Genomic DNA, 13,170 nt, shown 5'->3' with positions numbered 1-13,170 from the left:
TCAGGTTTGAGTTCTTTATCGCCTAAACAAGCGGCAGGCATTGCCACCCATGTGTATACCGCCCGCGACATGGTCGCGCCCGACGTTCTGCAACTCAGTGCTGACGGTCTGGAGCTCAACGGCGTGTTCGATTTCAAGGCCGCGCAACAGGCTACCGGTACCAGCGGGGCTCTGGCCCGCAAAACCACCGGCTTCACCTACGGGGCCGAGGGCATGGGCACCCGTCAGGGTGAGGTGGTGTTGGCGTTTCGCGGCACTGACATCATGCAGGACTGGCTGACCGACGGTAACTGCGGTTTGCAGCAAGGCCCGAGCGCCTGGCTGGTGCATGCCGGCTTCAACGAAACCTTCAAGTCGTTGCGCGAGGGCCTTGACCGCTATATGCGCGGGCGCAAGCCCAGCGTCATCCATTGCGTCGGCCACAGCCTGGGCGGTGCGCTGGCCACGTTGGCAGCGGACCATCTCAGTCAGGCCGGAGTCGGTGGGGTCAAGCTCTACACCTTTGGCTCGCCGCGCGTCGGCGTTGCCGGGTTTACCCGCAACCTCACCAGCAAGCTGGGGGTGGAGAACATCCACCGCGTGTACCACCTGGCCGACCCGGTCAGCATGGTGCCGATCTTTCCCTTTGCCCACGCGCCAGACGACGGCCCGGTGTGTCAGTTGCCCTGGGGCAGCTCGTTTTCGTTCGACGCCCACAAGATGGCCCACTACCGGCAATCCATCGGCGACGCCAGCTGGACCGGGCTGCGCCGGGTACAGCAGACCTCGCTGGAGCGCGATGTGCAGGCCTGGCTGAAAAACGCCAATGGCAGCGTGTTGATGCTGTCGGCCACCTCGTTGCAGATGATCTCCAAAGCCATGCAATACCTGCTGGCTAAAGCGCTGGGTGTGGCCGCCGGAACGGTGGTAGTGGCGGGCATGACGGTGCTGGACCAGATTGCCGGTTTGCTGGTCAGCGGTGCGAATGCCTGCAAGGCGCTGGGCGATTCGTTGAACAGCCTGATCGTGCAGATCTTTCGCTTTCTCGGACGCCCATTGCCAAGCGCAGCCAACGTGACGGTCGCGTTCCTGCGCTGGGTGCTGGAGTTGTTGAGCACCACGGTGATCAACCTGGCGCGCCGTGCCATCGACGTAGGGATGCGCCTGTAACGCGAATTAGCGAGAGCGCAGGGCCTTGGCCATCGCCTGGTCGGTGTCGTGCTCCCACTTCTCATCGCGGTCGCTGTTGCGCTGTTCTTCGTAGGCACGCTGCTGGGCGCTGGCCATTTCGGCTTGGCACTGGCGGAAACCGTCACTCCAGCCTTCGGCGTATTGGGCATCTTTGAGGTAGCGCGGTACGTCTTTCTTGAAACCGCCGGTTATCGCCCCCGCCGCTTGGCGCCCGCTGCCGCAACCGTCGTTATAGCCGGCGGCAAAGGGCTCCGGGTAGCCCTGGGCAACCAGGTATTCATAGCTGCTTTGGCAGGCAGCGAGCAGGGCCAGAATAGGGATTAACAACAGAAACGAGCGCACGGGTTATCTCCGGGTGGCGGATGGAGAAAGTGTGCGCGGGTGATTGTGAGAAAAACGTCAAATTGGTGTAACGCCGTTGTTGCACGATTTGCCGGCTGCGTAGGGCGAATATCCGCAACGCGGATATCCGCCGATTTCCATGGCACCTCGGTCTGCGTAGCGGCGGATATCGTCGAGGCGATATTCGCCCTACATCCGCCTGCACATCGTGGCTATTTCAATAGTGTTCAATAGTGGTACCACTTCAGCTCCAGGCTCACCTCATTCTGCGGCGAAGCCAATTGGCTGAAGTCGCGTTTGGCCGAAAGGCGCAGCCCCAGGTTGCGCGAGATTTCCCATTGCTGGTTCAGGCTCAGGCTGCGCCGTACCTCGCCGTTGGTGAAGTAATCAGCGCTGGCTTCAGCGCTCAGGTTACCCACTGCGTTGTGCCATAACAGGCCGGTGTTGAAGCCCGCTGCGGGTGTAAAAAAACCGGCAAAATCGCTGTTGTGTTCGACGCGCACGGTGCCCAGTGCAAACCCCAGCATGTCGTCGCTCAGTGCCCAGGTACCGCCCACGCCGCCGTTGAGGTGGGTGACCAGACGCTCGTCGCCGTCTTTACCCAGCACTCGCTCCAGCCCGCTGGCGACCTGCCAGGACCAGGGCTGCAGCAGTTCATTGCGCGGCGTCAGGGAGCGGATATTGGCCAGGTCGAGGTTTTGCAGTTGCCAGTGGTTGCCTTCGTATTGGCGCAGTTTGAGCTGGAGGGTTTCGATCTGCGCGCCGAGGGGAAAGCCGTAGAGGTTGTCGTTGAGGTCGTGGTAGGCCATGCGCAGGCCGTATTCGGCAAAAGCACGGTCATCCCGGCTGCCGGCGCCCAGCTGCCAGGTGCGCGATTCATGGCCTTGCTCCGGTAAACCGGGGCGCTCGACCGCAAGCGGCGGAGGGGGATTGCGGTTGATACTTTTCAACAGCGCGAAGCTGCGCTGGGCGCTGGCGCTGTCCCGTCCACCGGCGGCGCTGCGGTAGCGTTGCAGGCGAAAGGCAGCGTCCTGGATCAGCGCCTGGCGGTCTTTGGGTACTTGCTGGAATTCGGCGCTTTGCAGGTGCTCGGGGGCGTCGGCCAGACGCAGGGCCCACTGTTGTTCGTCGTTGCTGAGCGGCTGGGCGCGGGCCAGCAATTCGCGCTCGCGCGAGGGCCGGTACTCGATGCCTTTTACCAGGCCGGCATCTTTTACCGCCCGCACGGTATCGGTGGGGATGGCGGTGATCGGGAATTGCTCGGTCAGCTCCAGGCCCGGACGGGCAATCTCCAGCAGTTCCAGCAAACGAAACGAGCAGTTTTCGTCGAAGAAGAAGTAGTCGAAGCGGATCTGCTTGAGCTCCCACACATGCTCGACCATGCGCGCGCTTTCTTCGGGTGTGAGGTTCAGGCGGTATTCCCACAGGTCGCGGTTTTCCAGGCTGCGGTATTCGGCCAGTTTTTCTCGGTAGGGCACCAGGGCGAACAGGCCGGGGTAGCCGCCCATCAGGCCTTTCCAGGCATACAGAATGCTGTTGTCCATGCCTTCGATAAAGGCGCCGAAGTTCAGCGCGTAACTGAGCAGGGCCGTGTTGTCGCTGTCGATATCGGCTTGGTCGATGCGCAGCAAGGTGTGGCCGAACATGGAGGACGGGCTGTTGAGGTAGGCCGCCGGAAAAATCAGCACGGCGCTATGGGGCGCGATGTCCTTGAACCATGCAGTGAATTCAGCGCAATCAGGTGTGGGCAGGTCGGTGAGTTGCAGCTGTTCACGTAGCCAGCGGGTGCGCGCCGGGTAAGCACATTGCGCGTGTTGGTCGCCGCTGCCGGCCGGGGCGTAAAGGGCTTTGAGGGTGGCGGCCAGTTCGGCGTCGGGATGGTTTTCACCGTCTGGGGCGAGAAAAAAGCGCGGGTCGTCGACATAGCTGCGCCAGCCACCGAGCTTGCCGGTTTCGTAGTGGTTAAGGGCTATCCAGTACGGATCAAAAGCCAGCGCTTGCAGGCGTTCTTGAGGGACTGTGGGAGCGGCTTGGGCCAGGCCACCGATGCTTAGGGCCAGAGTGAATAAAGTCCGTTTCAAGATAAGGCTTCTTCTTCTAAAGCGGTGCACGGAGCTTTGTAGGGCAGGGCACCGGTGTCAAGGAAGAACGCCTTGCCAGACAGAATCGGCCGGCGCCAGAATGGCCGCGAACGATGACTGCCCATCTGAACTAAGGATTTTCGATGCCTGATCCCGTTGCCAATGGCCTTCGCTTGGCGCCCGACGCGCTAACCCGTCCCTTCGATCCTAGTCAGTTCAAGTTCACCATCACCGATGATCTGGAGCCCTTCCGTGGTGTGCTCGGCCAGGAGCGCGCGGTAGAGGCCCTGCAGTTTGGCGTGGCCATGCCGCGCCCCGGTTACAACGTCTTTGTCATGGGCGAGCCGGGCACCGGCCGCTTCTCCTTTGTAAAACGCTACCTCAAGGCCGAAGGCAAACGCCTGGATACGCCCTCTGACTGGGTGTACGTCAACCACTTCGACGAAACCCGCGAGCCCCGTGCGCTGGAATTGCCGCCGGGCACGGCCACGGCCTTTATCGCTGATATCGAAGTGCTCATCGACAACCTGATGGCCACTTTCCCTGCTGTGTTCGAACACCCGGCCTATCAGCAAAAAAAGAGTGCCATCGACCGCGCGTTCAACCAGCGGTATGACCGCGCCCTGGATGTGATCGAGCGCCTGTCGCTGGACAAGGAAATCGCCCTGTACCGCGACAGCACCAACATCGCCTTCACGCCGATGAAAGAAGGCAAGGCGCTGGACGAAGCTGAGTTTGCGCAATTGCCGGAGGCCGAACGCGAGCGCTATCACGCCGATATCTCGGCGCTGGAAGAACGCCTGAATGAAGAGCTGGCCAGCTTGCCGCAGTGGAAGCGCGAGTCGAGCAACCAGTTGCGTCAGTTGAATGAAGAAACCATCACCCTGGGGTTGCAGCCACTGCTGGGGCCGCTCTCGGAAAAGTACGCCGAGAACGCCGGCGTTTGCGCGTATCTGCAAGCCGTGCAGGTCAACCTGCTGAAGACCGTGGTCGAGCAGCTGGTGGATGTGGACAAGGTGGACGCCGAGGCACGCAAGTTTCTGCAAGAGCAGTACTGCCCGAGCCTGGTGGTGGGGCATCACGCCAGCGGTGGCGCGCCGGTGGTATTCGAGTCGCACCCGACCTACGACAACCTGTTTGGCCGCATTGAATACAGCACCGACCAGGGCGCGCTCTACACCAGCTACCGGCAACTGCGCCCCGGCGCCTTGCACCGCGCCAACGGCGGCTTTCTGGTGTTGGAAGCGGAGAAGATGCTCGGCGAGCCGTTCGTGTGGGAAGCGCTCAAGCGCGCGCTGCAACAGCGCAAGCTGAAAATGGAATCGCCGTTGGGCGAGTTGGGTCGCCTGGCTACCGTGACCCTGACGCCGCAAGTTATCCCGCTGCACCTCAAGGTCATCATTATTGGTTCGCGCCAGCTGTATTACGCCTTGCAGGACAACGATCCAGACTTCCAGGAAATGTTCCGCGTACTGGTCGACTTCGACGAAGACATCGCCCTGCACGACGACAGCCTGGAGCAGTTTGCCCAGTTGCTGAAAACCCGTACTTCGGAGGAGGGCATGGCGCCTCTGACGGCCGATGCCGTGGCGCGTCTGGCCACTTACAGCGCACGCCTGGCCGAACACCAGGGGCGGTTGTCGGCGCGTATTGGCGACCTGTTCCAACTGGTCAGCGAGGCGGACTTTATTCGCCAGTTGGCCAACGACACCGTCACCGATGCCGGCCACATCGAGCGTGCGCTCAAGGCCAAGGCCACGCGCACCGGTCGTGTATCGGCGCGGATTCTCGATGACATGCTGGCCGGCATCATTCTGATCGACACCGCTGGCGCGGCTGTGGGTAAGTGCAATGGCCTTACAGTGTTGGAGGTGGGTGACTCGGCCTTTGGTGTGCCGGCGCGGATTTCCGCCACGGTGTACCCGGGCAATAGCGGCATCGTCGACATCGAGCGCGAGGTCAATCTTGGCCAGCCGATTCATTCCAAGGGCGTGATGATTCTGACCGGCTACCTGGGCAGCCGTTATGCACAGGAATTCCCCCTGGCCATTTCCGCCAGCATCGCCCTGGAGCAGTCCTACGGTTATGTGGATGGCGACAGTGCCTCACTGGGCGAGGTGTGCACGCTGATCTCGGCGTTATCGCGCACGCCGCTCAAGCAGTGCTATGCCATTACCGGCTCCATCAACCAGTTTGGTGAAGTGCAGGCGGTGGGTGGGGTCAACGAGAAGATCGAAGGCTTCTTCCGCCTGTGCGAAGCGCGCGGGCTGACCGGTGAGCAAGGCGCGATCATTCCGTATGCCAACGTGGCCACGCTGATGCTCGATGAGCGCGTGCTGCAAGCGGTGCGCGCGGGCTTGTTCAACGTGTATGCCGTGCGTCAGGTGGATGAGGCGCTTGGGTTGCTGGTGGGCGAGGCAGTCGGCGCGGCGGATGAGAACGGCGAGTTCCCGGAAGGCAGCGTGAATGCCCGTGTGGTGGAGCGCCTGCGGGAGATCTCCGAGATCGGCATGGAAGAGGAAGAAGACAAAAGCGTAGAGGCAGAAGCTGCGGCGCTGTTGGCCGGCAAGGCAGAGTCAAAAGCCGACGCTAAATGACGGACTGACTGCTCGATGGCTGGTCAGTCATTGAGCAGTTGGCTCGCGGCCCCGGCAGATGGTGGCTGGGCCTGCTTGCCCACGGTCCATCCACAGAGTTATCCACAGCTGCCGGGGATAACCTTGAGGCTTCCATGTGCCGCTTGACGGGCGTAGTCTGAACGCCAGACCTCGCGAGGGCCGCCGTCATGCCACGCAGCCTCTGCCTTACCCGTCAATGTCTTGGCCTGATCACCCGTATCGAATGTGTGGTCCGCCCGCTGGCAGGCGAAAATGGCCTGTGGGTACTTATCTGTGGCGCCGGTATGGCCGCGTCTCAACCTTCCGCTATCAAGACGCAAGGCCCATTCCACGGGCCTTTTGTGGCCGAAGAGGTACTTCGCGCCATCGCCGATAACCTCGCCGAACTCGGCTACACCTATAGCGATGAACCATCCATCTGGTGCCTGCACTTGCAGGCCGAATTGCGCCGCGTGAATGGCGAGCGCGGTCGCCATCTGGGCGATTGCCAGTTCCGTCCGGAAACTTAGAAGTCAGCATTGCTCAGCTTTTGAACGATCTGCGCAAAGCCTGCCGCTGCGCTTGCTGGCGCCGTCTATCCGAAGGCCGTCCACAGAGTTATCCACAGAAGCTGTACATAACAAAATGTGGTGGTTTTGCTGGCCGTCGGGCGGATGGGACGGGTTGTCTCGACAGGTTCGCTGGGTATACTCGCGCTCACTTTTACCTGCTGTGAGCGACCATGGAACGTCTAATTGAAAACACGATGTACGCCACCCGTTGGCTACTGGCCCCGATCTATTTCGGCTTGTCGCTGGGCCTGTTGGCGTTGGCGCTGAAGTTCTTTCAGGAAATCTTCCATATCCTGCCGAATATCTTTTCCCTGGCTGAATCCGAGCTGATCCTGGTGCTGTTGTCGCTGATCGACATGGCCCTGGTGGGTGGCCTGCTGGTGATGGTGATGATTTCTGGCTACGAAAACTTTGTCTCCCAACTGGACATTGACGAGGGCAAGGAAAAGCTCAGCTGGCTGGGCAAGATGGACTCCAGCTCGCTGAAGATGAAAGTGGCGGCCTCCATCGTGGCGATCTCGTCCATTCACCTGTTGCGGGTGTTTATGGATGCCAAGAACATCGAGCCGCAATACCTGATGTGGTACGTGATTATCCACATGACGTTCGTGATCTCGGCCTTTGCCATGGGTTATCTGGACAAGCTGACCAAGCACTGACAGGCATCGGCTGGGCGGCGCTTGTGTGCTAGTCTGGCCGCCCTTTTTTTGGCCTCAGCGGAGTTAACGCCATGTCCGAACAGAATATCGACACCTTCACCACCGATGAGAGCCGCGTGAGCTATGGCATCGGCCGCCAACTGGGCGACCAACTGCGCGACAACCCGCCACCGGGCGTAAGCCTGGACGCCATTCTGGTCGGCCTGACCGACGCGTTCCGTGGCCACGCCAGCCGCGTTAGCCAGGAAGACATGTCCGCCAGCTTCAAAGTCATTCGCGAAATCATGCAAGCCGAGGCCGCTGCCAAGGCCGAAGCCGCTGCGGGCGAAGGCCGTGCGTTCCTGGCTGAGAACGCCAAGCGTGCTGGCATCGTTACCCTGGAATCGGGTCTGCAGTACGAAGTACTGACCGCAGGCGAAGGCGCCAAGCCAACCCGCGACAGCACCGTGCGTACCCACTACCACGGCACCCTGACCGACGGTTCGGTGTTCGACAGTTCCTACGAGCGCGGCCAGCCGGCGGAATTCCCGGTGGGTGGCGTGATTGCTGGCTGGACCGAAGCCCTGCAGCTGATGGGTACCGGCAGCAAATGGCGCCTGTACGTGCCGAGCGAACTGGCCTACGGCGGCCAGGCTGTTGGCAGCATCCCGCCGCACAGTGTGTTGGTCTTTGACGTAGAGCTGCTGGAAATCCTGTAAGAAACCTACTGCGCTCGGTTTAGCGGCGTTAAAAACGGACTCGCAATGCTCATTGGCTACAGCCAACTCCGCTTGCTCGCCTGTTTTTGCCTTGCTAAACCTTCGCTCGCTACGGTTTTGAGCTCTCTGCGCACAGGGAGCCCAGAATGCAAAAGGCCGAGAGTGGAAGCTCTCGGCCTTTTGTTTTTTCGGGCTAGGTACTTCAAGGGGTGGGGTTCCCGATCAGTGCAGTTCAGAGGCCGGGCGCAAGGCGCGGGAGTAGCAGAACAGGAACAGATTGCGCACCAGCTCCTTTAAAACAGTGGGTTCGCTGGAGTTCAGGCCGGTCAGGTCGAGGTCGCCTTGCTCGCGCAATTCGTCCAGCGCTTCCTCTTCGAGTACGGCGCATACCTTGCCGGTATCGCGATGCAAAATGCGTAGATACGGGTGAGGGCGGTCCAGCCAGGCATCAATCAAATAGGTCATGGCTCATCTCCTTGTCTTGGTTTGATGAGAATAATTCCTATTGAGATAATAGCAAGGGCTAATTTGTACGACTGCGTAGCGCTTGATCAGTGGCAATAAAAAGCCCGGCGCGGGGCCGGGCTTTTGCGTGGCGGCAGGTGATCAGTGAGTTCGCGCTACGGCGAACTCGCTGAGCTCGATCAGCGCATCTTTATATTCACTGGCTGGCAATACGTTCAGGCAGGCAATGGCACGGGCGGCGAAGTCGCGGGCCTGGTTGGCGGTGTAGTCCAGCGCGCCGGAAGCTTCAACGGCAGCGCGGATGCTTTCCAGGTCCTCCAGGCCGCCTTTCTGAATGGCGGTGCGGACCAGGCTGGCTTGTTCTTCGGTGCCTTCACGCATGGTGTAGATCAGAGGCAAGGTGGGTTTACCTTCGGCCAGGTCATCACCGACGTTCTTGCCGAGGGTTTGGGCGTCGCCACGGTAGTCGAGCAGATCGTCCACCAACTGAAAGGCCACGCCCAGGTTGTCGCCGAAGGCTTGCAGGGCGGCAGACTGTTCTTCAGTGGCGCCAATCAAGGCAGCAGCGCTGTGGGTCGAAGCTTCGAAAAGCATCGCGGTCTTGCCGCGGATGACTTCCATATAGGTCTCTTCGGTGGTGCTGGCGTCGCGCACCTTGGACAGCTGCAGCACTTCGCCTTCGGCAATAACGCGGGTGGCGCGCGACAGAATCTGCATCACCGGCAGCGAGCCGAGCTCGACCATCATTTCGAAGGAGCGTGAATAAAGGAAGTCGCCCACCAATACGCTCGGCGCGTTGCCCCACAGGGCGTTAGCGGTCGAGCGGCCACGACGCATGCCGGACATGTCGACAACGTCGTCATGCAGCAGGGTAGCGGTGTGCAAAAATTCGATGGTGGCAGCCAGCAGACGCAAATCATCGCCCTGGCCGCCCAGGGCTTTGCCGCAGAGCAGAACCAGCAGCGGGCGCAAGCGCTTGCCACCGGCGGAGATGATGTAGTCGCCTATTTTCTCTACGAGAGGAACGCGGGAGACCAGTTGTCGTCTGATAATGCCATCGACGGCGGTAAAATCGTCCGCCACCACGTTATAGAAGGCCTGTGGTTGCATCAGTGACAAGTGCTCCTCGAAGGTTGCGCGGCATGCTAGGGGGCAGGTGGGAGGCTGTCAAGGCAAGCACTGCGGGTGCTTGCACAGGCGCGAAGGCTTGCGTACAATCGCGGCCCCTGAACTTCCCTGGGCAGCACCTGCCTTACGCAATTGCAAGGGCGTCCTTCCGGCCCCAAGCAGCCATGCCAGCCGACGACTATTCCTATAAAGCGCTGGGTGAGCAGGATTTAACGGAGCAAAATTATGTACGCAGTAATTGTTACCGGTGGCAAGCAATACAAAGTCGCCGAAGGTGAATACCTCAAAATCGAAAAGCTCGAAATCGCCACTGGCGAGGCCGTAACTTTCGATCGCGTTCTGCTGATCGGCAATGGTGACGACGTCACTATCGGCGCACCAGTTGTTGAAGGCGCCAAAGTTGTAGCCGAAGTGATTGCACAAGGCCGCCACGACAAAGTGACCATCATCAAGTTTCGCCGTCGTAAGCACCACATGAAGCGTCAGGGCCACCGTCAGTGGTTCACTGAGATCAAAATCACTGGTATTTCGGCCTAATTTTTTCGGCCCAAATCCTTATTAGGAGTATTGACTCATGGCACACAAAAAAGCTGGCGGTAGTACCCGCAACGGTCGCGACTCAGAATCTAAACGCCTTGGCGTGAAGATGTACGGCGGCCAGGCTATCAAAGCAGGCAACATCATCGTGCGTCAGCGCGGTACCCAATTCCACGCTGGCTACGGCGTTGGCATGGGTAAAGATCACACTCTGTTCGCTAAAGTCGAAGGCGTGATCAAGTTCGAAGTTAAAGGCGCCTTCGGTCGTCGTTACGTGAGCGTTGTCGCGGCTTAATCGCGATGCTGCTGGAAAAGCCCTGTCTCGCGACGGGGCTTTTTTGTTTCTGAATGCTTGAGGCTTTTGCAAAATCAACCGGGAGCTGTTTCGCTGGGTTTTGCAAAAGTCTTATGTTCCTTGTGTTATCTAGCCCGCTATTGCGGCGGGAGGCGTGCCGATGAAATTCGTCGATGAAGTATCGATATTTGTAAAAGCGGGTGATGGTGGCAACGGTTGCATGAGCTTCCGTCGCGAGAAGTTCATCGAAAACGGTGGGCCGAACGGCGGCGACGGCGGCGACGGTGGTCATGTGTATATGGTCGCCGATGAAAACCTGAACACTCTGGTGGACTACCGCTACACCCGGCGTTTCGACGCTGAGCGCGGTTCCAACGGCGGCAGCGCCGACTGCACTGGGCGCAAGGGTGAAGACACCGTGCTGCGTGTGCCGGTTGGTACCACCATCATTGATGCGGCTACCCAGGACATCATTGGTGACCTGACCAAAGACGGTCAGCGCATCATGGTCGCCCACGGCGGCTGGCACGGTCTGGGCAATACCCGCTTCAAATCCAGTACCAACCGTGCGCCGCGCCAGACCACCTTGGGCAAGCCCGGTGAGTCCCGCGACCTCAAGCTTGAGCTGAAAGTGCTGGCGGACGTCGGTCTGCTGGGGCTGCCGAATGCTGGCAAGAGCACCTTTATTCGCTCGGTGTCGGCAGCAAAGCCGAAAGTGGCGGACTATCCGTTCACCACGCTGGTGCCAAACCTTGGCGTGGTCAGCGTTGATCGCTACAAGAGCTTCGTGGTTGCCGATATTCCAGGGCTGATCGAAGGGGCCTCCGATGGCGCCGGTCTGGGTATCCGTTTCCTCAAGCACTTGGCACGTACCCGGTTGCTGCTACACCTTGTCGATATGGCGCCGCTGGATCTTAGTGATCCGGCTGAAGCGGCTGAAACCATTGTGTCCGAGCTGGGCAAATTCAGCCCGTCGCTCGCGGAGCGTGATCGCTGGTTGGTGCTGAACAAGTCCGACCAGATTCTTGAGGAAGAGCACGAAGCTCGCGTCAAGGAGATTACTGATCGCCTGGAGTGGACCGGTCCGGTTTATGTGATTTCGGCCATTGGTAAAGAGGGCACGGAAAAGCTCTGCTTCGATATCATGAAGTACCTCGAAGAGCGCTCCCTGCGCATCGCCGAAGAGCCGCAATATGCGGCGGAGTTGGCGGAGCTGGATCGGCGTATCGAAGACGAGGCTCGTGCCCAGCTGCAGGCGCTGGACGACAAGCGCGCGTTGCGCCGCGCGGGCGTCAAGGTGGCCGGCAGCGAGGATAACGATGACGGCTTCTGGGATGAAGAAGATGACGATGATGGTCCAGAGATCATCTACGTTCGAGACTGAGTAAAACCACAACGCCGCTAATTAGCGGCGTTGTGCTGACTAATTCGCACGAGCGGCATGGCGCCGCTCTTCTGGCCAAGGTTGGATGACGATGCGGGACAAGGTGACTGGCGCTCAGCGCTGGGTGGTGAAGATCGGTAGTGCATTGCTGACCGCTGACGGGCGTGGCCTGGATCGCGGTGCCATGGCGGTGTGGGTTGAGCAAATGGTGGCGCTGCGTGAGGCGGGCGTCGAGTTGGTGCTGGTCTCTTCGGGCGCCGTGGCGGCGGGCATGAGCCGGTTGGGCTGGGCGTCGCGCCCGAGCGCCATTCACGAGCTACAAGCTGCTGCTGCTGTCGGGCAGATGGGCCTGGTACAGGCGTGGGAGTCGAGCTTTGCTCAGCATGGCCGGCATACCGCACAGATTCTGCTGACTCACGACGACCTGTCTGACCGCAAGCGCTACCTGAATGCTCGCAGCACGCTGCGCACGCTGGTTGATCTGGGCGCTATTCCGGTGATCAACGAGAACGACACCGTGGTCACGGATGAAATCCGCTTTGGCGACAACGACACCCTTGCCGCGCTGGTGGCCAACCTGGTGGAGGCTGATCTGCTGGTTATCCTCACCGACCGCGACGGCATGTTCGACGCCGACCCGCGCCATAACCCAGATGCTCAGCTGATTTACGAAGCGCGTGCTGATGACCCTGCACTTGATGCGGTGGCAGGCGGCGTGGGCGGTGCGCTGGGTCGTGGCGGTATGCAGACCAAGCTGCGCGCCGCGCGGCTGGCTGCGCGTTCCGGGGCGCACACGGTTATCGTCGGTGGGGCTATTGAGCAGGTGCTGGCGCGCCTCAAGTCTGGCGAGCGCCTGGGTACCTTGCTGGCGCCCGAGCGCGGCCTGCTGGCTGCGCGTAAGCAATGGCTGGCCGGGCATCTGCAAACCCGCGGTACCTTGCAGTTGGACGCCGGTGCAGTAAAAGCCTTGCTGCAAAGCCACAAGAGCTTGCTGCCGGTTGGTGTGAAAAGCGTGCAGGGCAATTTCCGTCGCGGCGAAATGGTGGTGTGCGTCGATCCGGATGGTCGCGAGATTGCTCGCGGTCTGGCCAACTACAGCGCTGCCGAGGCGCAGAAGATTGTTGGGCAACCTTCCGATGCTATTGAGCGTCTACTGGGTTACGTCGACGAGCCTGAACTGGTGCATCGCGACAATCTGATTCTGGTGTAAGCGCGCCTGCTGGCGAAGCCCATGGATGTAAA

13 protein-coding genes are annotated in these 13,170 nt (G+C 60.4%); 9 read left to right on the top strand and 4 right to left on the bottom strand.

The genetic code is table 11. The features are described from left to right. The first annotated feature begins 6 nt into the window (after positions 1–6). Entirely contained in the window at positions 7–1,149 is a 1,143-nt protein-coding gene (locus PKE98_RS19190; protein ID WP_271196927.1) for a lipase family protein, read from the top strand. 6 nt (positions 1,150–1,155) lie between these two features. On the opposite strand, the gene PKE98_RS19185 is transcribed toward PKE98_RS19190, so the two are convergent. Together PKE98_RS19185 and PKE98_RS19180 are read right to left on the bottom strand one after the other, a co-directional pair. Continuing rightward, entirely contained in the window at positions 1,156–1,512 is a 357-nt protein-coding gene (locus PKE98_RS19185; protein ID WP_271196926.1) for a hypothetical protein, read from the bottom strand. 227 nt (positions 1,513–1,739) lie between these two features. After that, complete coding sequence (locus PKE98_RS19180; protein ID WP_271196964.1) at positions 1,740–3,596, bottom strand: Lnb N-terminal periplasmic domain-containing protein; 1,857 nt, start codon at positions 3,594–3,596, stop codon at positions 1,740–1,742. A 140-nt stretch (positions 3,597–3,736) separates the two neighbouring features. Between PKE98_RS19180 and PKE98_RS19175 the strand changes: the two genes are divergently transcribed. The 4 genes from PKE98_RS19175 to bamJ all read left to right on the top strand — a co-directional run bounded on the left by PKE98_RS19175 (position 3,737) and on the right by bamJ (position 8,119). Beyond that, the gene (locus tag PKE98_RS19175; RefSeq protein ID WP_271196925.1) at positions 3,737–6,190 is read left to right on the top strand and encodes a Lon protease family protein; all 2,454 of its coding nucleotides are present in this window, start codon (positions 3,737–3,739) and stop codon (positions 6,188–6,190) included. A gap of 188 nt (positions 6,191–6,378) precedes the next feature. After that, complete coding sequence (locus tag PKE98_RS19170; RefSeq protein ID WP_271196924.1) at positions 6,379–6,720, top strand: PA4575 family protein; 342 nt, start codon at positions 6,379–6,381, stop codon at positions 6,718–6,720. 212 nt (positions 6,721–6,932) lie between these two features. Continuing rightward, positions 6,933–7,421, top strand: a complete 489-nt coding sequence (locus tag PKE98_RS19165; RefSeq protein WP_271196923.1) for a TIGR00645 family protein — start codon at positions 6,933–6,935, stop codon at positions 7,419–7,421. Between the two features lie 71 nt (positions 7,422–7,492). Beyond that, on the top strand, positions 7,493–8,119 hold the full coding sequence (gene bamJ / locus PKE98_RS19160) for a BamJ family beta-barrel-assembly machinery protein (protein ID WP_271196922.1): 627 nt from the start codon (positions 7,493–7,495) through the stop codon (positions 8,117–8,119). A 222-nt stretch (positions 8,120–8,341) separates the two neighbouring features. On the opposite strand, the gene PKE98_RS19155 is transcribed toward bamJ, so the two are convergent. Together PKE98_RS19155 and PKE98_RS19150 are read right to left on the bottom strand one after the other, a co-directional pair. Beyond that, positions 8,342–8,584: a PA4570 family protein gene (locus tag PKE98_RS19155; protein ID WP_108098630.1), complete on the bottom strand. Its 243-nt coding sequence runs from the start codon at positions 8,582–8,584 to the stop codon at positions 8,342–8,344. A gap of 141 nt (positions 8,585–8,725) precedes the next feature. Continuing rightward, the gene (locus PKE98_RS19150; RefSeq protein ID WP_271196921.1) at positions 8,726–9,694 is read right to left on the bottom strand and encodes a polyprenyl synthetase family protein; all 969 of its coding nucleotides are present in this window, start codon (positions 9,692–9,694) and stop codon (positions 8,726–8,728) included. A gap of 243 nt (positions 9,695–9,937) precedes the next feature. Between PKE98_RS19150 and rplU the strand changes: the two genes are divergently transcribed. From rplU to proB, 4 genes are all read left to right on the top strand, one after another. Further along, positions 9,938–10,249 (top strand): 50S ribosomal protein L21, encoded by a 312-nt coding sequence (gene rplU, locus PKE98_RS19145; RefSeq protein WP_108098632.1) that lies wholly within the window; start codon positions 9,938–9,940, stop codon positions 10,247–10,249. A gap of 37 nt (positions 10,250–10,286) precedes the next feature. Continuing rightward, positions 10,287–10,544, top strand: a complete 258-nt coding sequence (rpmA, locus tag PKE98_RS19140; RefSeq protein ID WP_084615145.1) for a 50S ribosomal protein L27 — start codon at positions 10,287–10,289, stop codon at positions 10,542–10,544. 160 nt (positions 10,545–10,704) lie between these two features. After that, on the top strand, positions 10,705–11,928 hold the full coding sequence (gene cgtA / locus PKE98_RS19135) for an Obg family GTPase CgtA (protein ID WP_271196920.1): 1,224 nt from the start codon (positions 10,705–10,707) through the stop codon (positions 11,926–11,928). A gap of 91 nt (positions 11,929–12,019) precedes the next feature. Then, positions 12,020–13,138, top strand: a complete 1,119-nt coding sequence (gene proB, locus PKE98_RS19130) for a glutamate 5-kinase (RefSeq protein WP_271196919.1) — start codon at positions 12,020–12,022, stop codon at positions 13,136–13,138. Positions 13,139–13,170: the final 32 nt, after the last annotated feature.

It is taken from the genome of Pseudomonas turukhanskensis (assembly GCF_027922365.1).
GTDB lineage: Bacteria > Pseudomonadota > Gammaproteobacteria > Pseudomonadales > Pseudomonadaceae > Aquipseudomonas > Aquipseudomonas turukhanskensis.
The sequence above is the reverse complement of the archived record's forward strand: the minus strand, read 5'-3'. Positions and strand labels throughout refer to the sequence as shown.

Coding starts and splice junctions, on each gene's coding strand:
- PKE98_RS19170 (WP_271196924.1), top strand. CDS start 6,379: ATGCCACGCAGCCTCTGCCTTACCCGTCAATGTCTTGGCCTGATCACC.
- proB (WP_271196919.1), top strand. CDS start 12,020: ATGCGGGACAAGGTGACTGGCGCTCAGCGCTGGGTGGTGAAGATCGGT.
- bamJ (WP_271196922.1), top strand. CDS start 7,493: ATGTCCGAACAGAATATCGACACCTTCACCACCGATGAGAGCCGCGTG.
- PKE98_RS19175 (WP_271196925.1), top strand. CDS start 3,737: ATGCCTGATCCCGTTGCCAATGGCCTTCGCTTGGCGCCCGACGCGCTA.
- PKE98_RS19155 (WP_108098630.1), bottom strand. CDS start 8,584: ATGACCTATTTGATTGATGCCTGGCTGGACCGCCCTCACCCGTATCTA.
- rplU (WP_108098632.1), top strand. CDS start 9,938: ATGTACGCAGTAATTGTTACCGGTGGCAAGCAATACAAAGTCGCCGAA.
- rpmA (WP_084615145.1), top strand. CDS start 10,287: ATGGCACACAAAAAAGCTGGCGGTAGTACCCGCAACGGTCGCGACTCA.
- PKE98_RS19150 (WP_271196921.1), bottom strand. CDS start 9,694: ATGCAACCACAGGCCTTCTATAACGTGGTGGCGGACGATTTTACCGCC.
- cgtA (WP_271196920.1), top strand. CDS start 10,705: ATGAAATTCGTCGATGAAGTATCGATATTTGTAAAAGCGGGTGATGGT.
- PKE98_RS19165 (WP_271196923.1), top strand. CDS start 6,933: ATGGAACGTCTAATTGAAAACACGATGTACGCCACCCGTTGGCTACTG.